This is a genomic window from Hyphomicrobium sp. 802 (assembly GCF_000526135.1).
Taxonomy (GTDB): Bacteria; Pseudomonadota; Alphaproteobacteria; order Rhizobiales; family Hyphomicrobiaceae; genus Hyphomicrobium_B.
The window spans coordinates 293,400-312,846 of record NZ_JAFM01000001.1 but is presented as its reverse complement, the minus strand read 5'-3'; the positions used below and the strand labels follow the sequence as shown (position 1 = coordinate 312,846).

22 protein-coding genes are annotated in these 19,447 nt (G+C 60.2%); 19 read left to right on the top strand and 3 right to left on the bottom strand.

Going from position 1 to position 19,447, the window contains the following annotated elements; all coding sequences use genetic code 11:
• Window positions 1–19: 19 nt before the first annotated feature.
• The 3 genes from rlmN (at window position 20) to HYP802_RS0101540 (ending at window position 2,679) form a co-directional block, all read left to right on the top strand.
• Complete coding sequence (rlmN, locus tag HYP802_RS0101550) at window positions 20–1,213, top strand: 23S rRNA (adenine(2503)-C(2))-methyltransferase RlmN (protein ID WP_013950255.1); 1,194 nt, start codon at window positions 20–22, stop codon at window positions 1,211–1,213.
• Between the two features lie 85 nt (window positions 1,214–1,298).
• The gene (locus tag HYP802_RS22725) at window positions 1,299–1,976 is read left to right on the top strand and encodes a hypothetical protein (protein WP_013950254.1); all 678 of its coding nucleotides are present in this window, start codon (window positions 1,299–1,301) and stop codon (window positions 1,974–1,976) included.
• Between the two features lie 127 nt (window positions 1,977–2,103).
• Window positions 2,104–2,679, top strand: coding sequence for a hypothetical protein (locus HYP802_RS0101540; RefSeq protein WP_013950253.1), 576 nt, complete (start codon window positions 2,104–2,106; stop codon window positions 2,677–2,679).
• Window positions 2,680–2,732: 53 nt separating this feature from the next.
• Here HYP802_RS0101540 and HYP802_RS0101535 read toward each other — a convergent pair whose 3' ends face one another.
• Together HYP802_RS0101535 and HYP802_RS0101530 are read right to left on the bottom strand one after the other, a co-directional pair.
• On the bottom strand, window positions 2,733–3,590 hold the full coding sequence (locus HYP802_RS0101535; protein WP_013950252.1) for a hypothetical protein: 858 nt from the start codon (window positions 3,588–3,590) through the stop codon (window positions 2,733–2,735).
• 187 nt (window positions 3,591–3,777) lie between these two features.
• On the bottom strand, window positions 3,778–4,392 hold the full coding sequence (locus tag HYP802_RS0101530; RefSeq protein WP_013950250.1) for a 2-hydroxychromene-2-carboxylate isomerase: 615 nt from the start codon (window positions 4,390–4,392) through the stop codon (window positions 3,778–3,780).
• A gap of 150 nt (window positions 4,393–4,542) precedes the next feature.
• Here HYP802_RS0101530 and HYP802_RS0101525 point away from each other — a divergent pair, with 150 nt between their 5' ends.
• Entirely contained in the window at window positions 4,543–5,772 is a 1,230-nt protein-coding gene (locus HYP802_RS0101525; RefSeq protein WP_013950249.1) for an argininosuccinate synthase, read from the top strand.
• A gap of 12 nt (window positions 5,773–5,784) precedes the next feature.
• On the opposite strand, the gene HYP802_RS0101520 is transcribed toward HYP802_RS0101525, so the two are convergent.
• A complete protein-coding gene (locus tag HYP802_RS0101520; RefSeq protein WP_013950248.1) occupies window positions 5,785–6,957 on the bottom strand; it encodes a Fic family protein in 1,173 nt (390 codons plus the stop codon).
• 121 nt (window positions 6,958–7,078) lie between these two features.
• Between HYP802_RS0101520 and HYP802_RS0101515 the strand changes: the two genes are divergently transcribed.
• The 15 genes from HYP802_RS0101515 to HYP802_RS0101445 all read left to right on the top strand — a co-directional run bounded on the left by HYP802_RS0101515 (window position 7,079) and on the right by HYP802_RS0101445 (window position 19,424).
• Window positions 7,079–7,297, top strand: coding sequence for a hypothetical protein (locus HYP802_RS0101515; RefSeq protein ID WP_013950247.1), 219 nt, complete (start codon window positions 7,079–7,081; stop codon window positions 7,295–7,297).
• A gap of 154 nt (window positions 7,298–7,451) precedes the next feature.
• Entirely contained in the window at window positions 7,452–8,477 is a 1,026-nt protein-coding gene (locus tag HYP802_RS0101510) for an agmatine deiminase family protein (protein ID WP_013950246.1), read from the top strand.
• The gene (gene aguB / locus HYP802_RS0101505; protein ID WP_013950245.1) at window positions 8,478–9,338 is read left to right on the top strand and encodes an N-carbamoylputrescine amidase; all 861 of its coding nucleotides are present in this window, start codon (window positions 8,478–8,480) and stop codon (window positions 9,336–9,338) included.
• 26 nt (window positions 9,339–9,364) lie between these two features.
• Window positions 9,365–9,571 carry a TOBE domain-containing protein gene (locus HYP802_RS0101500; RefSeq protein ID WP_013950244.1) on the top strand — a complete coding sequence of 69 codons (207 nt, stop codon included), beginning with the start codon at window positions 9,365–9,367 and terminating at the stop codon, window positions 9,569–9,571.
• A gap of 4 nt (window positions 9,572–9,575) precedes the next feature.
• Window positions 9,576–10,100 carry a hypothetical protein gene (locus HYP802_RS0101495; protein WP_024275007.1) on the top strand — a complete coding sequence of 175 codons (525 nt, stop codon included), beginning with the start codon at window positions 9,576–9,578 and terminating at the stop codon, window positions 10,098–10,100.
• Between the two features lie 53 nt (window positions 10,101–10,153).
• Window positions 10,154–10,882, top strand: a complete 729-nt coding sequence (locus HYP802_RS0101490; RefSeq protein WP_013950242.1) for a site-2 protease family protein — start codon at window positions 10,154–10,156, stop codon at window positions 10,880–10,882.
• Between the two features lie 74 nt (window positions 10,883–10,956).
• Entirely contained in the window at window positions 10,957–11,736 is a 780-nt protein-coding gene (locus HYP802_RS0101485) for a hypothetical protein (RefSeq protein WP_013950241.1), read from the top strand.
• Between the two features lie 198 nt (window positions 11,737–11,934).
• Window positions 11,935–13,764: a translational GTPase TypA gene (gene typA, locus HYP802_RS0101480; protein ID WP_013950240.1), complete on the top strand. Its 1,830-nt coding sequence runs from the start codon at window positions 11,935–11,937 to the stop codon at window positions 13,762–13,764.
• A gap of 117 nt (window positions 13,765–13,881) precedes the next feature.
• The gene (locus tag HYP802_RS0101475; protein ID WP_013950239.1) at window positions 13,882–14,136 is read left to right on the top strand and encodes a hypothetical protein; all 255 of its coding nucleotides are present in this window, start codon (window positions 13,882–13,884) and stop codon (window positions 14,134–14,136) included.
• A 221-nt stretch (window positions 14,137–14,357) separates the two neighbouring features.
• On the top strand, window positions 14,358–15,656 hold the full coding sequence (locus HYP802_RS0101470) for an AAA family ATPase (RefSeq protein ID WP_013950238.1): 1,299 nt from the start codon (window positions 14,358–14,360) through the stop codon (window positions 15,654–15,656).
• A 273-nt stretch (window positions 15,657–15,929) separates the two neighbouring features.
• Entirely contained in the window at window positions 15,930–16,406 is a 477-nt protein-coding gene (locus tag HYP802_RS0101465) for a phasin family protein (protein ID WP_013950237.1), read from the top strand.
• A gap of 162 nt (window positions 16,407–16,568) precedes the next feature.
• On the top strand, window positions 16,569–17,075 hold the full coding sequence (locus HYP802_RS0101460) for a GNAT family N-acetyltransferase (protein WP_013950236.1): 507 nt from the start codon (window positions 16,569–16,571) through the stop codon (window positions 17,073–17,075).
• Between the two features lie 157 nt (window positions 17,076–17,232).
• Window positions 17,233–17,766, top strand: a complete 534-nt coding sequence (gene ppa, locus HYP802_RS0101455) for an inorganic diphosphatase (protein WP_013950235.1) — start codon at window positions 17,233–17,235, stop codon at window positions 17,764–17,766.
• Between the two features lie 137 nt (window positions 17,767–17,903).
• Window positions 17,904–18,707: a 4-hydroxy-tetrahydrodipicolinate reductase gene (gene dapB, locus HYP802_RS0101450; protein ID WP_013950234.1), complete on the top strand. Its 804-nt coding sequence runs from the start codon at window positions 17,904–17,906 to the stop codon at window positions 18,705–18,707.
• Between the two features lie 42 nt (window positions 18,708–18,749).
• Window positions 18,750–19,424, top strand: a complete 675-nt coding sequence (locus tag HYP802_RS0101445; RefSeq protein WP_013950233.1) for a 2,3-bisphosphoglycerate-dependent phosphoglycerate mutase — start codon at window positions 18,750–18,752, stop codon at window positions 19,422–19,424.
• Window positions 19,425–19,447: the final 23 nt, after the last annotated feature.

Here is a 19,447-nt window from a genome sequence, read left to right as displayed (position 1 = left end):
GAAGCTGATTTTTTAAGTTATGACCGCCGCGCCCTTGGTTAAGATCGATACGGATACGTCCGCCGCGAAGCCTTCGCTCGCAGGTCTGACGCGCGACCGCCTGAAGCTCGCGCTCGCCGCTGCAGGCGTACCCGAGAAGCAGCTCCGCATGCGCGTCGGCCAGCTCTGGAGCTGGATCTACGTCCGTGGCGTCACGAGCTTCGAGGACATGACGGACGTCTCCAAAGACCTCCGCCGTCAACTCGCCGACCTTTACACACTGGACCGGCCCGAGATCGTCTCCGAGCAAATTTCGGTCGACGGCACGCGCAAGTGGCTTCTTCGCCTGGCAAAACGCAGCCACGAGGCGCGGCCGCCGGAAATCGAAACCGTCTACATTCCGGAAAGCGACCGGGGCACACTCTGCATTTCGAGCCAGGTCGGCTGCACGCTGAATTGCTCGTTCTGCCATACCGGCACCCAGCGCCTCGTGCGCAATCTCGAAGCCGAAGAAATTGTCGGCCAGATCATGCTGGCGCGCGACCGCATCGGCGATTGGCCCGGCGCGAAAGGCCCCGACGACGGCCGTCTGTTGCCCAACGCGGAACGCAAGATCACCAACGTCGTGCTGATGGGCATGGGCGAACCGCTTTATAATTTCGACAACGTCAAAGCCGCGATGGACGTCGCCTCCGACGGCGAAGGCCTGTCGCTATCGAAGCGGCGCATCACGCTCTCGACGTCAGGCGTCGTTCCCGAAATTCCGCGGTGGGGCGAAGAAGCCGACACGATGCTCGCGATCTCACTGCACGCGACGAACGACGCGCTGCGCGATGAACTCGTGCCGATCAACAAGAAATACCCCATCGCCGAGCTGATGGAGGCCTGCCGCAATTATCCGGGCCTATCGAATGCGCGCCGCATCACCTTCGAATACGTGATGCTGAAGGGCGTGAACGACAGCCTTGCCGAAGCCCGCGCGCTGGTACGGCTGCTGTCGGGAATTCCGGCGAAAATCAACCTGATCCCGTTCAATCCGTGGCCGGGCTCGCGCTATGAATGCTCGGATTGGGAAACCATCGAACGCTTCGCCGACGTCGTGAACCGTGCAGGCTACGCAAGCCCCGTCCGCACGCCGCGTGGACGCGATATTCTCGCCGCCTGCGGGCAACTTAGGTCCGAAAGTCAGCGCCTGGCCGCCAAGGATCGCGCGGCTCCTACCGCAAATCCCTAATCGGCGGCTCAGCCCGAATCCCTATTGAGCCCCGAGCCACTGGCTATATACACTCCGCGCCAGGGTGACTTGGGGCGGAGTTCTTGTGCTCAGACTAATCGGCACATTGGCGCGGATCGTATTCGGCTTGACGCTGGCGAGCTTGGCCGCAGGCCTCGTGACCGTCCTCTTTGTCGATGTCGGCGTTCTGCCCGGCTCATCCAGCCGCTGGCCCAAGACGCTTGGCGAAATCATCGACTTGTCGCTGCTCGCCGCAACCCACATCGGAATTTTCTCAGCCTTCTTCGTTTTGATCGTGGCCGCGATCGGAGAATGGTTTTCGATCCGCACGCTGTCGTTTTATCTTCTCGCCGGCATCATCATCGCGCTGCTCGGTTTCAGTGCCCAGTACGCCAGCGAAGTGGCTGGCCAGCCGACGATCTTCAATGATTACGCGATCAAGACATTCCTGACGGTCGGCTTCTTCGGCGGCTTCGTCTACTGGCTCGCCGCCGGACAATTTGCGGGCCGTGCTCCCGCACCGACACCCGCACTGGTAACCGCGCCCACGCCGGAAACCGCCCCGCCGCGTCCCGATAAAGAAGACGACGTCAGTGTCGTCATCACCCATCCCCCCGTTCCCGAAACGAGCGAAGACCGGCGGCTTTGGCGTATGCCGACCCTCGAACGGCTGAAGTTTGCCGAACGTGACGCGTCGGCCGTCCCCGGCGTCACGGCTACGCCCGCGCAGGACGACGAGGCTCCGCCATCCTCGCGCAGTTGACCGCGCTCGCCCCTCGACCCGCTCCCCTCGCGCAGACGTGATTAACCAAAACCGTTGCCCCGCTGCTTCGCTGTTGCTGCATCGCAGCAACCATGATATATTGTCGCAGAGCTAGAGGGATGACGCCGTGTTCGATTGCGCCCTGCACTTCCGCTTTCTTCAGAAAGCGACGGAAGCCATGTTCGAGATGGGTCAGGCCTCCGTTGCGGCCTCCCTCGCGTGCCAAAAGCGCCTCTACGACGAAATGACGCCGGAAAATCTCCGGCCTGCGGAGCCCGTCGCGCCATGGGCGGCTTGGTTCGAAGCCTGGGCTCCGGTCGCAAAACCGCAACCGCCCGCCCAGCCCGATCTCATGCAGTCCTGGCTCGCAATGGCCAACGCTTGTTCGGCCTATTGGTCCGCCGGGCAATCGGCCCCAGCTTCGCGCCCGATGATGGCGACTCCGGTCTTTCCTCCCGCCGTCCAAGCCTTCTGGGGCGCGACCCCCTGGACGCTCTATCAGGCGCCGATGATGGCGATGATGCTCTCCTACGGCGTTCCCTACGCCGTTGCAGCCCCGACCGCGCGCGCCAGCACGTCCGCCATGGATGCCGCCGACGCCGCTTGCGCCCAATGGCGTTTGGTTTTTGGCAGCGACGAAGGCCGGAAAAGCCTGGAGCGCAACGTCCCCGTCACGCCACGCTGGTCCGGCTACCTTCACTGACGGGCGTCGAGCCGGTCTCGAAGTAAGCCAGCCCGCACCTTGGAAATCACGGCTTAGTCAGCGCCGCCCGCATCCGACGGGGGCGCAGCAGAATCGCCGCCACTGGCAGCCGGGGCCTCGGCAGGAGCCGCATCAGCTGGAGGCGTCGCCGCAGCGGGTTTCGCCTTGGCCTTCTTGTGATGAACGGTCTTCTTCTTTTCCGGCTTTGTCTCGGCCGTCGCCGTCGTAGCGGTCGAGCCCGTCGTCGCATTCTTGGCCCACGGCAGGACTTCCGGCTCTTTCGTCTTGGCAGCTTTCGCGGCCTTGTCGATTTCCCGTTTCAGGATCGCCATTGACCGGCACCGCGCCTTGGTGGCCTTACCGGCATCGTTGGTGCCGGCCGCGACCCAGATGCAGGCCGTGTTGGCCCCGCACTGATCTTCGGTCAGGTTGAGACACGACGCCTTGGCGGACTTCGTCTTCTTCACCGTCTTCTCAGGCGTGGCTTCCGCTGTGCCTTCGCTCGCGGGAGCCGCGGTTTTAGCCGCTTTCTTTGTTTTCTTATGCGTTTTCTTCACGACAGGGGCGGCAGGGGCCGCAGCCGGAGCCGCTTCAGCAGCGGCCGGAGGAGAAGTCTCGGCGGGCGCTTCCGCGGCTGGAGCCGGCGTTGGCTCGGGTTGAGCCTCGGGTGCTGCCGCGGCAGGCTCGGACGGAGCAGGTTCAGAAGCCGCAGGCTCTGCTTGGGCTGAATTTTGCGGCGCTCCCTCGTCGGTCGGATGCGCGGTCGGATCAGTGGCGGACTGCGTCTGGGCGGGCGTATCGTCCGGCGGGATCGTTACGGTGATTTCTTCGGCGCCCAGCGGCAACGCCATTGCGCCGCTCAACAGCCCGATCCAAACGAGCCTTCCGACGATGCGAATCGATCTGGCCACGCCCCATCTCCCCCACTGAGATTAGTTCCCGCGCTTCTAACAGCTTCCGCGGGTCATAAATACCCGCAAACACCCGCCGAAAGCCTTTTTTATGTTCACGAATCGAGTGCAATGCAAAAGCGCGAATGCGCAGCAATACAATCTCGTAAGGTCTTCATCGCGCAGCTGTAACACCGCGTAAAAAGCCTCACGATTTTGCCGTCGTTTTCGCGCATGCCCACGCCAGCGCCTGATCCAGCCGATCGTCACCCCAGAACAGTTCGCCATCGCCGGTCGTGAAACTCGGCGCTCCGAAAATTCCCAGCGCCTGCGCCTCGTCCGTGTTGGCGCGCAAGGCAGCTTTGACAGCTGGATCCGACGCCAGCGTGCGCGTCGCTTCCGGATTAAGACCGGCGGACAGCAGGCAGTCCGTCAAGACAGCGTCATCGAAGATGTCCAAACCCTTCCCGAACGCCGCCGCATAGACGGCACGCGTGAAACCGCCGATCTTTCCCTGCGCCTTGGCAGCGATGGCGAGGCGGGCGGCCTTCAGCCCGTTGCCGGGGAACGTCGCCGGCATCTGGAAGGGGAGTCCGCGCGCCGCTGCCGTGCGCGCGATATCGCGTACCATGTAGCGGCCTTTGGCCGGATAAAGATTGAACGGAGACGTGTCCCAGCCTTGCGATTTGAAGACCGGGCCGAGCAGAAACGGCCGCCATTCGACCTCGACCTCCGCCCGCTCGGCTGCATCCGCGATGCGCATCGCGCTGAGATAGGAGTAGGTCGACGCGAATTCGTACCAAAAGATAATCGTCGGTCCCATTCTGCTCCCCCATCTTCGCCAAACGCCGACTTTCGTTGCGACAAGTCGGTTTCCCCCGTCTACTCCACTTGCGGGTAGCGCCGCCGACCCTATAGTGCCGCGCGTTTCCCGCCCAATCTCATCTCAAGAGCCAGAAGAGCCATATCGTCCATGAGCGCCGCGCCCAAATCCGTGAAGAAAGTTGTCCTCGCCTATTCGGGCGGCCTCGACACCTCCATCATCCTGAAATGGCTGCAAGAGACGTATGGCGCCGAAGTCGTGACGTTCACGGCCGATCTCGGCCAGGGTGAAGAGCTCGAGCCCGCCCGCCAGAAGGCGCTGATGCTCGGCATCAAGCCGGAGAACATTTTCGTCGAAGACCTGCGCGAGGAATTCGTCCGCGACTACGTCTTTCCGATGTTCCGCGCCAACACGCTTTACGAAGGCATCTATCTGCTCGGCACCTCGATCGCCCGGCCGCTGATCGCCAAGAAGCAGATCGAGATCGCGCGCAAGGTCGGCGCCGACACCGTTTGCCACGGCGCGACCGGCAAGGGCAACGATCAGGTCCGCTTCGAGCTTGGCTATTATGCGCTTGAACCCGGCATCAAGATCATCGCCCCGTGGCGGGAATGGACGTTCAAGGGCCGCGAAGAGCTTCTGAAGTTCGCGCGCGAACATCAGATTCCAGTCGCCAAGGACAAGGAAGGGGAATCGCCGTTCTCGGTCGACGCCAACCTTCTGCATTCTTCGTCCGAAGGCAAAGTGCTGGAAGACCCGGCGAAGAAGCCGCCGGAAGTCGTCTATCAGCGCACGATCTCGCCGATGGATGCGCCCGACAAAGTCACGACCATCAAGATCGGCTTCGAGAACGGCGACGCCGTTTCTCTGAATGGTCAGGCACTCTCGCCCGCGACGCTGCTGAAAGCGCTGAACGATCTCGGCCGCGATAACGGCATCGGCCGCATCGATCTCGTCGAAAACCGTTTCGTCGGCATGAAATCGCGCGGTGTCTACGAAACGCCCGGCGGCACAATATTGCTCGCTGCCCACCGCGCCATCGAAAGCCTGACGCTCGACCGCGGCGCCGCGCATCTGAAAGACGAGATCATGCCGCGCTACGCCGAGCTGATCTATAACGGCTTCTGGTTCTCGCCCGAGCGCGAGATGCTCCAGGCCTTGATCGACAAGAGCCAGGAGAATGTCGAAGGCGAAGTGACGCTCGAACTCTACAAGGGCAACGTCATCACCGTCGGCCGCGAAAGCACGAAATCGCTCTATTCGCCCACCCTCGTCACCTTCGAAGACGATAAGGGCGCCTACGACCAGAAAGACGCCGCAGGCTTCATCAAGCTCAACGCGTTGCGTCTGCGCACCCTCGGAAAGCGCAACCAGGGTTGATCATCGGATCTTTCATCCCGAGCGGCGAAGGGGCTCGGTCCCTTCGTCCAAAATCCTCAAATATTTTGTGTATTGATATAATCGGCTACGTCTTTTTCCGGTGATCTCCTGAACGATGCCGAGATCGGTCAAATGATCGAGCGACTTCTGCACGGTGGGCTGCGAAAGCTTGAGCCTCTTGGCCATGATGGGCACCGAAAGAAGTGGTGCCTTCTGCAGCTCGCCATGCACACGGAGAGCGGACGCCGTCGCACGGCCTAGCGTAGAGATTTTCTCCTTATCCTTATTGAACAGAGCGAGCATCCTGCGTGCTGTGTCAGCCCCTTGTTCAGCGGTCTCCACGACACCGTCGAGAAAAAACTCCAACCACGTCTCCCAGTCGCCTTTCTCTCGAACGAGTTGAAGAAGCTCGTAGTACCGCGCTCGGTTTTTCTTAAGGTAGAGGCTGAGATAAAGGATCGGTTCGCTCAGGGTCTGTTCTTCGCAAAGCATGAGCGTGATGAGCAGTCGTCCGAGGCGCCCATTACCATCGAGGAACGGGTGGATCGTCTCAAATTGGACGTGGGCCAATGCCGCCCGAATGAGCACCGGATAAGACTCGCGATCATGTAGAAATTTCTCGAGGTCACCCAAGCATGCGATCACTTTCTCAGGGGGCGGAGGAACGAAGATCGCATTACCTGGTCGCGTCCCGCCGATCCAGTTCTGACTGCTACGGAACTCACCTGGCTGTTTGCCGCTACCCCGACCGCTGGTGAGAAGCTTCTCGTGCATTTCTCGGATTAGGCGTAGGGAAAGCGGAAAACCCTCTGCGAGACGCTTCAATCCATGCTTCATAGCAACAACGTAGTTGGATACCTCTTCGACGTCGTCGAATGGCACTGAAGGCGTTTCCTCATTTTCAAACAGAAGTAGATCTGAAAACGACGACTGGGTGCCCTCGATCTGTGACGATAAAAGCGCTTCTTTCCGCACGTACATAAAGACGAAGAGACCGGTCGACGGGAGGATAGATGCTACTCCATCGAGACGCCCTAGAGCTTGATCCGCTCTAGTGATCCGCCCCATCAGACGAGTGAGATCAAGCTGAGGATCGGGAGGCAGAGGACGCGGCACGTAACACCGGACTCTTTCGCCTAGCGCTGCCGTCGACGAAAATGTGCCCACTCGGGAGTTATGCCGCATCCGATCCGCCGCGCATCCTTTAATAACGAATCCAACTATTAAAGGATAACGCCATATCCTTTAATAACGCAAGATGCTATTAAATGATGATCTTGCAACCGAACGAGATGTGGAGACCAACATGATCGTCATCACGAGAAACGGCGAAACGACCGTACTCACCGGCTGGCGGGAATGGCTTTTCAAGCTCGTTGTTTTCCTAGCCGCCATCCTGCTGTTCGGCGTCATCGCCTTCGTGATGTTTGGACTGGCAGTGACCATCGGCGCAATCGCGATGGTCGTCATTCCGGCAGCCATCATCGTCGGGCTGCTCGGGACGATCTTCAGCCGGGGCGTCTGACGCGCCCGAACCCGGCCATTGGTAAACAATTCGCTGCTCCGGCCGCAATTTTCGGCTCCGTCGCATCTCTACTCTTGACGCGGCGGACCCCATCCCCGACATGGCCTGCTTCTAAGAGCATGTCGCTCTCCATATGATTGACGAGGACCGAAATATGACAGTCGCGGCCGACGGACTGCCGGTGGTGACACCTGCCGAATGGGCGCCCCAGAAAGCGATCTGGACCGCGTGGCCCGCCGATCCCGATGAGTGGAACGGCGATCTTGAAACCCCGCGCCGCGACGTGGCTGCCCTCGTTCGCGCCCTGAGCCTCGCCGGCAACAAGGTCCGGCTGCTCGTCAACGGCGAGGAAGCCAAGGCATCGGCGGAAGCCGCGCTTCGTGATACCGCCGAACTGATCCCGGCGAAGTACGGCGATATCTGGCTGCGCGACACCGGCCCGATCTTCGCGCACGTCGGCAACGACCGCGTGGCTCTGCGCTTCAAGACGAACAGCTGGGGTGGGAAGTACGATCTGCCGGACGACGCAATCGTCGGCGATGACGTGGCCCGCTTATCAAACGTTCCCGTGCGACGCTTCGATTTCGTGCTCGAAGGCGGCGCTGTCGATCACGACGGCGAAGGCACGATCCTCGCCACGCAGCAGACCTTGCTCAATCCCAATCGCAACGGCTGGACCAAGGAGGCCGCCGAAGCCGAACTCGCCCGCGCGTTCGGCACGAAGAAAGTCATCTGGATCGACGAAGGCCTAAAGAACGACCACACCGACGGCCACGTCGACAACATCGCCCGCTTCGTTGCGCCCGGCCGCGTCGTCTGCCAGGCGCCCGCCGGACCTGACGATCCGAACGCTGAAATCCTGAACGCCATCGCCGCATCGCTTGAAAAGGCGACGGACGCGATGGGCCGCAAGCTCGACGTCGTCCGCATCCCCGGCGTCGGGCTCTATCGCAATGCTCTTGGCGAAATCTCGCCTGCGTCCCATATGAATTTCCTCATCGCCAACGACGTTGTCGTCGTTCCGATTTATGGGACTGCTACGGAAGCCGACGCGCTTTCAGCGCTCCAAGCCGTCTTCCCAACGCGCGCAGTCGTCGGCGTATCGTCCCGAGGTCTGCTCGGCTGCGGCGAAGCCGGCGGCGGATCTTTTCACTGCATCACTCAACAGGAGCCTCTGTAGATGGCGCGACGCTCGATCACCGTCGGGAGCATTCAAACGTCCTACGGTCCGGACCTCGAAACCAACATCGCCAAGACGGAAGCGTTCGTCCGCGAGGCTGCTGGCCGCGGTGCCGAAGTGATTTTGCCGTCGGAGCTGTTCGAAGGCATCTACTTCTGCACGCGCCAGGACCCGAAGTGGTTCGAGACGGCCCGGCCGCTGATGGAGCATCCGGCGGTGTTGCGGCTCCGCGAGCTTGCCAAGTCGCTGAACGTCGTCATTCCGATCTCGTTCTTCGAGAAGGACGGCCCGCGCTATTACAATAGCATCGCCATTGCCGATGCTGACGGCGAGATCCTCGGCGTCTATCGCAAGAGCCACATCCCCGACGGCCCGGGCTATCAGGAAAAATATTATTTCCGCCCTGGCGATACCGGCTTCAAAGCCTGGAACACGAAGGCTGGCAAAATCGGCGTCGGCATCTGCTGGGACCAGTGGTATCCTGAAACCGCCCGCGCCATGGTGCTTCAAGGCGCGGAAATTCTGTTCTACCCGACCGCCATCGGCTCGGAACCCTATGATTCGAGCCTCGACACCCATCTCCAGTGGCAGCGCGCCATGCAGGGCCATGCCGTGTCGAACGCCGTCCCGATCGTTGCCGCCAATCGCACCGGTCTCGAAGACAATGACGGGGTGAAGCAGAAATTCTACGGCCACTCGTTCATCAGCGACCACCGCGGCGAGCTGGTTCAAAAGTTCGATGCCGACGATGAAGGCGTGCTCGTCCACACCTTTGATCTGGATCTGATCGAGAGCTATCGCGCCGATTGGGGATTCTTTCGCGACCGGCGCACCGATCTCTATGCTAAGAGTATCATCTGATTGCCCAGCGATATCAGGAGAGCCGCATGAAGATCAGTGCCAGAAATGTGCTTAAGGGAAAGATCGTCGAGGTTACCAAGGGAGTAACGACGGCGCACGTCCGCATCGACATCGGTGGCACAATCGTGACGGCGTCGATTACGAACGAGTCCGTCGACGATCTCGGTCTGGCCAAGGGCATGTCAGCATCGGCCGTCATCAAATCATCCGACGTGATGATTGCGGTCGAATAGCATAATGCGAACCACGCTTCTTTCAGCAATGGCCGGCGTTGCGATGCTGGCCATCGTCTCCCCGGCACCCGCCGCGGAGACCGGCGGCTGCAACAGCTTTGCCTGGTCGCTCGCGACCGAATTGAAATGGATGAAGGCTTCCGACAGCGAAGCCGTAAAATCCGGCGCCAAGCTTCCACAGCCACCTGCCAAAGCCATGTCGCTGGCGCTCGAACCGATGAGCGCCGTCTCGTTTCCCGTCGCGCCGACCGGCCGCCTCAAACCACAGGGAGAGGCTTATGGCGGCGTCGTCACGTTCGACAGTCCGAGCAGCGCGCCCGGCGCCTATCAGTTTTCTTTGGAAGCCCCCGCCTGGATCGACGTCATTCAGAACGGCAAGGCCCTGAAGTCGACGGCGCATAGCGGCAAGACCGACTGCGACGGCGTTCGCAAAAGCGTGCGCTTCGATCTCGATCCCGGTCCGTTCACCGTCGAGATCAGCAACGTCAAGAAAGATGCGATCAAATTCACGATCCGTCAGGCCGAATAGCTTGAAACCGCTTGCGGGCTTCAACATCCAATTCTGCATTCCGGCGGACCATTATGAATTTTCTTAGCGACACCCCGAGACTGGAACTGTTCCGGCTCGGCGGCATCCCGATCAAGATCGACATCACCTTCATTCTGGTGCCGATCTTTTTATGGAATGTCCTTCTTAGTTCGCCCAACACCTTTGCAATCCTGACGATCGGCGTCTTTCTATCCGTACTGCTGCACGAGCTTGGCCACGCGACGCTCGCGCGCCTCTTCCGCGTACCCGTCGGCGAAATTCTGGTCGGCGGCTTCTACGGCTACGCGCGGATGCTGCAAGCCGCACCGTCCACGCTCGCCAACATTCTGATCCTGTTCGCCGGGCCGCTCACCAACGGACTGCTTTTCCTGCTGTGCTGGCACGTGCTCGGTCAGCCTCAAATCGGCATCACCGGTCAATTTGGTCCGATTGATCCGACGCCCTGGCTCGCGAACAATCCATGGGCCATTTATGCCGCTTTCATGCTGGCGCGCATCAATCTCGCAATGCTGGTGTTCAACCTGCTGCCTGCATTCCCGCTCGACGGCGGACGGATTTATCGCGACATCCTGGGCGCTGTCTTGTCCCGCACATTTGCGATCCGCGCGATTGCGCTCCTTGGTGTCGCTATCGGGCTATGGAGCGCCTACACCGCTTACGCCAGCTTCAATCACAATCTGGTCCTGCTTTTGATCGGCGCACAGATCGCCATCATGAACTGGGCCATTCTGAAACGCCCAGCCGACGCCGAAGACCGCTAGCACCACGATTGCAAAAGCGTCTTATCTCCGTGCATATCTGGCGGCCACTTTAACCCCTTCACCGGGAGCCAGTGATGACCCGCGTCTCCGTCAACCGCACACTCGCGCGGCTCTATTGGCTGCTGGGGCTCGTATTGCTTCTTTTGCTCGCCTCGAAATTCGCCAACGACATTCCCGGCATTCCCCCGTTCGTCATATCCGCCGCCAACAACTTCTATGACTTCATGCGCGATATGTCGTTGCTGATCGCGACGGGCGGCGTCGCTTATATTTCGAACATCTATCAAAAGCGCTCGAACTTCGTCGAAAGCCTGGAAGAGGAATGGCGCAACATCGTGCGCACCAAATCCGTCCTGCTATCGACCTGCGAAAAGCCCTATCTTGCGACCGACGATTACCTCGCCGCCTATTACAAGGTCAGCGAGACCATCGACACCATGCGCATCGTCTATCGTAATGCCGGTGAAACGGAGGGCCTCGTTGGCCTCTATCCGTTTGCGCCGCTGCATGATATGCGCCGCGCGCTGCAGACCTTGGACCCGCGCGTCGCAAACGACATCACGAAAGAGAAAAAAGCCCTGGTTCGCGATGCCATCCTGCAGGCGTTCTATGCCCTGCGCGAAACCTTCCTCGAAGAACTCGATCTGGAAGAGCCGCAGCATCCGCTGCTGGTCGCCGGAAGCCGCCGCCTTAAGACGCCCGGCGCCGCCGTCTCGGCCCGCGTCATGGAAGAGCATCAGCGCAAAAAGCTCGGCCGCGAGCCCTCGCCCCGGCCCGACATTGACACCTTTTTGGCGAAGCTCCGCGACCAGGAAGAAACGGGCGGCGAAGGCCGCGCCACGCCGAGCCGCTGACCGGCCCGCACCCTTTCCCGTCTCACCAAAACAAATTCCATGCCAAATCCCGCGACGGATCCCTTGTTTGACTGTTAAGCCGCACCCAACTTATTGTGTGCCGCCCTAGCCCTGCCCTGCCCCGTCATGCTAGGTGCGAGGCCAATATTGCGCCGCAGTGGCACAGCCCGCGGCGCTTCCCATAACCTCAGGTTTCAAATGGCCCTTCGCAATATCGCGATCATCGCGCACGTCGACCATGGCAAAACGACCCTCGTCGACGAGCTTCTGAAGCAGTCCGGCTCCTTCCGCGACAACCAGAAAGTCGCCGAACGCGCGATGGATTCCAACGACATCGAGCGCGAACGCGGCATCACCATTCTCGCCAAGTGCACAAGCGTCGAATGGAAAGGCACGCGCATCAATATCGTCGATACGCCAGGCCACGCCGACTTCGGCGGCGAAGTCGAGCGTATCTTGAACATGGTCGACGGCGTCGTCGTTCTAGTCGACGCGTCCGAAGGCCCGTTGCCGCAGACCAAGTTCGTCGTTTCCAAAGCCCTGAAGCGTGGCATCCGCCCGATCGTCGCGATCAACAAGATCGACCGCCCCGACGAACGCCACGTCGAGGTCTTGAATGACGTCTTCGATCTCTTTGCCAATCTTGACGCGACCGACGAGCAGCTCGATTTTCCGGTTCTCTACGGGTCCGGCCGCAACGGCTGGATGGCCCGTGATCCGTCGGGCCCGGCAGAAAATCTGGCGCCGATGTTCGACCTGATCCTCGAACACGTGCCGCCGCCGGAGGTCAATGACGGCCCGTTCTCCATGCTCGCGACGACGCTGGACGCCGATCCGTTCCTCGGCCGTATTTTGACCGGCCGTATCACGTCAGGAACCGTCAAGCCGAACCAGCAGCTCAAAGCGATGGACCGCGACGGCAAAGTCCTCGAGAACTTCCGCGTGCAAAAGGTTCTCGCCTTCCACGGCCTCGAGCGCGTTCCGGTTGAGCAGGCGAGCGCCGGTGACATCATCGCCCTCGCCGGTATGAGCGAAGCCAACGTTGCCGATACGCTTGCCGATCCTTCGGTTGAAAATCCGTTGCCGGCTCAGCCGGTCGATCCGCCGACGCTGTCGATGAACTTCCGCATCAACGATGGCCCGTTCGCAGGTCAGGAAGGCGACAAGGTCCAAAGCCGCGTTATTCGCGATCGTCTGCTGAAGGAAGCTGAGCGCAACATCGCCATCCGCGTTGTCGAAAACGAGGATCGCGATAGCTTCTCGGTCTCGGGCCGCGGCGAACTTCAGCTCGCGATCCTGATCGAGAATATGCGCCGCGAAGGCTTCGAGTTGACCGTGTCACGTCCGAAGGTCGTGTTCGAGACTGATGCCGAGACCGGCCAGCGCTTGGAGCCGATCGAAGAAGTCATCATCGACGTCGATGACGACTACACCGGCGTCGTCGTGCAGAAGCTGTCCGAACGCAAAGGCGACCTTTTGGAAATGCGCCCCTCGGGCGGCGGACGCACGCGCATGGTGTTCCACGTCCCGACGCGTGGCCTCCTTGGCTATCAGGCGGAGCTGCTCTCCGACACGCGCGGCACCGGCATTATGAACAAGCTGTTCCACTCCTATAAACCGTTCAAGGGTGAGATTGCGGGACGCCGCACAGGCGTTCTGATCTCGAACAGTCCGGGCGAAGCGGTGGCTTACGCGATCTTCAATCTTCAGGATCGCGGCCCCTTCATGATCAATCCGCAGGACCGCGTTTACGAAGGCATGATCGTCGGCGAGCATTCGCGCGACAACGATCTCGAAGTGAACGTCATCAAGGGTAAGAAGCTGACCAACGTCCGCGCCTCCGGCAAGGACGACGCCGTACTGCTGACGCCGCCGATGCGCCTGACCCTCGAAAAGGCGATGAGCTACATCACCGACGAAGAGTTGGTTGAGGTGACGCCGAAGAACATCCGCTTGCGCAAGCGCTGGCTCGATCCCAACGAGCGCAAGCGTCAGAGCCGCAAGAGCGAAGCGGAACGCGCGGGCTGACGATAACGCGCGTTCATTTGCATAATTTGAGGCTCGGGGAAAAATTCCCGGGTTGAAGGGGTCAATTTCCGCCCACAAATGATCATGGTTGAGACCATGTCATAGGAGAGAGACCTGATGAAACGTTTCGCCATCGTTGCTGGTGCGGTGTTCGCGATGTCCATGCCGGCCTTCGCAGACACGCCCCTCACCGAGGAGGAAATGAAGAGCGCGACGGCCGCGGCTTCTGCCATGGGCTGCGAAGGCGGCAAGTGGGAAAAGGAAACGGAAGGCACCGGCGTCTTCGAGCTTGATGACGCCAAGTGCAAGAACGGTGCTTACGACCTGAAGTTCGACAAGGACTTCAAGCTCCTCAATATGACCGCCGACTAATTTTCAGGGGTCGAGATTTCGGCGCGGACGGCCGGTGGGGCCGTCTGCGTTCTATGGCCAACCGATTTCCAACAGCACCCACAATTTGACTTGAGTGACCGCCTTTGATTTCTCTTCCTTTGGGTCTCAAATCTTCGTGCGCTAGACCCGTGGCGGAACACGCTCAGAATGCTCCAATCTTCAATAACCGATAACAAGACCCCGTCGCTGCGAGGGCGGTCGTGATTGCTTGGCCTGACGGTATCACGCCGACGCCCGCGTTCGAACGCGCCGCGGCCTTCATCGCGGAAGAAAACAGCGGCAACCTCTTCGTCACCGGCCGCGCCGGAACCGGCAAGTCGACGCTGCTGAAAGCCCTGCGCGATGCCTACGAGGATCGCATGGTCGTCTTAGCGCCGACCGGCCTCGCCGCCATCAACATCGGCGGCCAGACGATCCATTCTTTTTTCGGTTTTCCGCCAAGGCTCATCCAGGACAACGACATCAAGCGCAGCCGTAACGGCCGCGTCATGCGCAAGCTCGATTTCGTCGTCATCGATGAAGCCTCGATGGTGCGCTCGGATATGATGTGGGCGATCGACAAAGCGCTGCGCGTCAACCGCGGGCGCCCACGCGAACCGTTCGGTGGCGCGCGCCTGTTGTTATTTGCTGACCTGCATCAGTTGCCGCCCGTCGTCCAGGAGCGCGAAGTCCTGGCTCACTTGACCGAAGAGCACGGCAGTCCGTTCTTCTTCTCAATACCGGCTCTTCGTGAAGGCGCGGGCACTGCGCTTCTCGAACTGGAGCAGATCTTCCGCCAGACCGATGACGCCCTGATCCACGTTCTAAATGCCGTCCGCGAGGGCAACGTCAGCGACGATGATCTGGCTTTCATCAATAAGCGCGTGAGCCCTATTCGCACCCTGTCGGAAGGCGAACCTTTCGTCATCCTGACGACGACGAACGCCGCCGCAAAACGCATCAACACCGCCTATCTCGAGGCTCTTCCCGGCCGCGCCAACCGTTTCGACGCCAACATCACCGGCGAGTTTGCAGCCAACGTCCAGCCGGCCGAAACCGCCCTTGAGCTAAAGGCAGGCGCAAAGGTCATGATGTTGCGCAACGATCCGGACCGCCGCTGGGTCAATGGCACCATCGCCCGCGTCTCGCGCCTGACGGAAAAGCAGATCTTCATCGAAGTATCCGGCAAGGAATACGAGGTCGAGCAGGTCGCCTGGGAACACCGCCGCTACGCTTTCGATCAGTCTCAGGAAAAGATCGTCGAAACCATCGCCGGAACGTTCAAGCAGTTCCCGCTCCGCCTCGCCTGGGCGCTGACGATCCATAAGGCCCAGGGCCTGACCCTCGATAAGGTGTATATCGATCTGGGTTCGGGGACGTTTGCCCACGGCCAAACCTACGTCGCGCTGTCCCGCTGCCGGACGCTCGAGGGCCTCGTCCTCGCCCGCCCGCTCACCCGCCGCGACATAATGTTCGATCCGAGCGCGGTCGGTTACCGCGATGTTTTTTCAAAACTTTGATCAGCCAGGGGTGCGGCGAAAAAACATCATTTCGCAAGTGCGAACAAAAGGATAGGGAACCCCCTGCCCGGCCGGGTCAGTGTACGGACATATTTGAGGCATAAGGACGCGATTTGCGAGTCTCAAAACCCCATTTCACAGGTGCGCGGCAAAAACTTGTTGCAACGCACAATGCATTTGCATATATATTCACCACTGGTTTTGCCGTCGGGCGCCAGACAGCAGATTTCAAATTCACGCTCAGCCGATATTGCTCTTTTTAGGAGTGACCCCATGACCGACGCATTTACTCGTCAAGTCCAGGACTTCACCAAACAAGCCCAAGAGATGTTTACCGCCGGCAAGGACGCCAAGGTCCCAGAGAACATCTCTGCTTTCGCTGAAGACGCCATCGCGAAATCGCGTGACGCCTATCACAAGTTCACCGCCATGGCGAAAGACAACGCCAAGGTCGCTGAAGAAGTGATGCTGACGACTCAGGCCGGCGCCAAGTCGATCGGCGAAAAGATCGTCGCCAACACGCTCGCCAACACCGAAGCAGCTTTCGAAGCGGCTCAGGCGATGGCACGCGCGCGCACCTTCCCGGAGATCGCTCGCCTGCAGGCCAACTACTGGCAGCAGCAGTTCGCTGTCGCCGGCTCGCAGTCGAAAGAACTCTTCGAGCTCTCGAGCAAAGTCACGAAGCAGGCTCTCGAAACAGTCGGCGCTGCAACGACGAAGTCGTTCGAGCAGTTCAAGACCGTCGGCTAACGGTCACGCCGATACGAATACGATGCATTGCTTAAAGCAAGCGTCGAGTGGGGCACGTAATTCAAACATCAGACGCGGAGAGCAATCTCCGCGTCTTTTTTATTTTCACGATATGCGTCGAGACGTGATGCCTTTTCTCCAACTTGGAGTTAGAGTGTCCGTATGCTGAACCAGAGGCTTGAGGTTTCTGTCCGCAACGCCCGGCCCGCCGATGCCGCCGCGCTCGCCACGATATTTCGTGACTCCTGGCGCCTCGCCTACACCGGCATTCTCCCTGCCCTTTATCTCGAACGTGAGATCTTGCGCCGCGACGCCATATGGTGGCGGCGCGCCATTTCCTCTGAACGCAATCTGCTCGTCATCCTGCACGGCGAAACGGTTGCTGGCTATGCCACATGCGGACGGGCCCGCGGCGGCGGCCGCGACGTCGGCGAAATCTATGAGCTTTATCTAACGCCGGTCTACCAGGGCCTCGGCCTCGGCGAGCATCTGTTCGAGGCCTGTCGCGCCACCCTCGACTCCCTCGATCTCGAGCGATTGATCGTCTGGGCACTCGAAGGCAACGAAAAAGCCTGCACTTTTTACCGCCGCTGCGGCGGCCGCGCGACCCGCCGTTCCTGCGTCCGGTTTGGTAAAGGATTGAGCACCCGGATCGCCTTCGAGTGGTAGCCGGCTAAATTTCCGATTTCGCTCCGACAGCGCCGCATTTTTTTACTTTTTCTGCGCCGATGTGCGACCTATGAGCGGTTGTGCGGCCCATGCTTTCCCGGCAAGTGTGGCCCCCGAACCGAATGATTTGATTTGATTTGATTTGAGGTCATCTCCCATGCGTCTCGACGCTATCAAGCCCGGTAAAAACCCGCCCGACGATATCAACGTCGTGATTGAAGTTCCCGTCGGCGGCGAGCCGATCAAATACGAAATGGACAAGGCGTCCGGCGCTCTCGTCGTCGATCGCTTCCTCTACACGGCGATGCGCTATCCCGGGAACTATGGCTTCGTTCCCCATACGCTGTCCTCTGACGGCGATCCGATCGACGTTCTCGTCTGCAACACGCGCGCGATCGTTCCCGGCGCGGTGATCAATTGCCGCCCAGTCGGCGTTCTGGTGATGGAAGACGACGGCGGCGCTGATGAAAAGATCATTGCCGTACCGTCCACCAAGCTCACGAAGCGCTACGACTCGGTCAAGACCTACACCGATCTGCCGAAAATCTCGATCGAGCAGATCGAGCACTTTTTCGCTCACTACAAAGATCTGGAACCCGGCAAATGGGTCAAGATCGACCATTGGGGCCATGTTGATGAGGCACATAACCTTATCCTCAAAGCGCTTGAGCGAGCCAAGACCCCGGCCTGACTTTTGACCGAAGTCAACCAAACACGGCGTTTTAAACGGCGTGGCGGCGATTTTCTGAGCCATCCTCTTTACGCTCGCGTAACGGCATTGCTATATCGGCCCGCCGAATGGCAATCGCCGAGCGAACCGGAGATGATATGAAGATCGCCGTCATGGGCGCGGCCGGCCGTATGGGCCGCGAACTGATACGCGCGATTGCAGCTGAACCCAGCTGTACGATCAGCGGCGCGACCGAAACGGCAGGCTCTGCAGTTCTGGGCAAGGATATCGGCACGCTCGCCGGCCTTGAGCCCATCGGCCTGACTGTCAGCGACGATGCTGCCGCTGTCATCGCCGCTTCCGACGCCATCGTTGATTTTACGGTTCCCAAGGCAAGCGTTGAGTTTGCGCGTCTCGCTGCCAAATCAAAAACGGCCGCCATTATCGGCACCACAGGTTTCGATGCCGCTGCGGAAGCCGCGATTGCGGCCGCAGCCAAGGAAACGGCCATCGTCAAGGCTGGCAATATGAGCCTGGGCGTCAATCTGCTTATGGCCTTGACGCGTCAGGCCGCAGCCGCGCTCGGGAACGACTTCGACATCGAAATTGTTGAAATGCATCATCGCATGAAGGTTGATGCCCCTTCGGGAACGGCCTTGATGCTGGGAGAAGCCGCAGCTGCCGGCCGGGGCCTCAACCTCGGCGCGCATTCTGTTCGCGTCCGTGATGGCGTGACGGGGCCGCGCCGGAAAGACGATATCGGTTTCGCCACGTTACGCGGCGGCACCGTCGTTGGTGAGCATACGGTGATATTCGCAGGCGAGGGTGAACGCATCGAGCTAACCCACAGCGCAACCGACCGAGGAATTTTTGCCCGCGGCGCGGTCAAAGCCGCGCTTTGGACAAAAGGCCGTGCACCAGGTCTTTATGGTATGACCGACGTATTAGGAATTGCGCTTTAAGCTATTGCCGTAAGCGCGGCTGGAGGCCCCTAGACCGAAGACATGACAGACGCTCTGACGGACAACATTCTGGTACTCGTACGGCACGGCGAGAGCGAGTGGAACAAACTCAATCTCTTCACCGGCTGGCGCAATCCCGACTTGACCGAAAAGGGCGTCATCGAAGCCCGCGTCGCGGGACGCATGATCCGCGATCATCGCGTCAAGTTCGACATCGCCTTCACGAGCGCCTTGAAGCGCGCCCAGCGCACGCTCGACATCATCCTCTCCGAACTCGGCCAGCCCGACGTCCCGATCATCAAGGACGCCGCCCTCAACGAGCGCGACTATGGCGAGCTCTCAGGTCTCAACAAGGACGAGGCCCGCAAGAAATGGGGCGAAGCGCAGGTGCAGCTCTGGCGGCGTTCCTACGATATCGCTCCTCCTGGTGGCGAAAGCCTGAAGGACACGCTGGCCCGCGTACGTCCTTATTATGACAAAGCCATTTGGCCCCAGATCACCGCCAGCAAGAACGTCATTATTGCAGCGCACGGTAATTCCCTACGCTCTCTGGTGATGATCCTCGAAAACCTCGACAAGGATGAAATCCTTGAGCGGGAGCTTGCGACCGGCGCGCCCATTCTGTATCGGCTTGGCGCGGACGGCCGCGCCATCGATCGCAAAGACCTGTTGCCCGCACGATCCCTTGCCGCGCCGCCCGAAGACCGTATCGTCTGACGACGTACTGTTTCAGTTGGGGG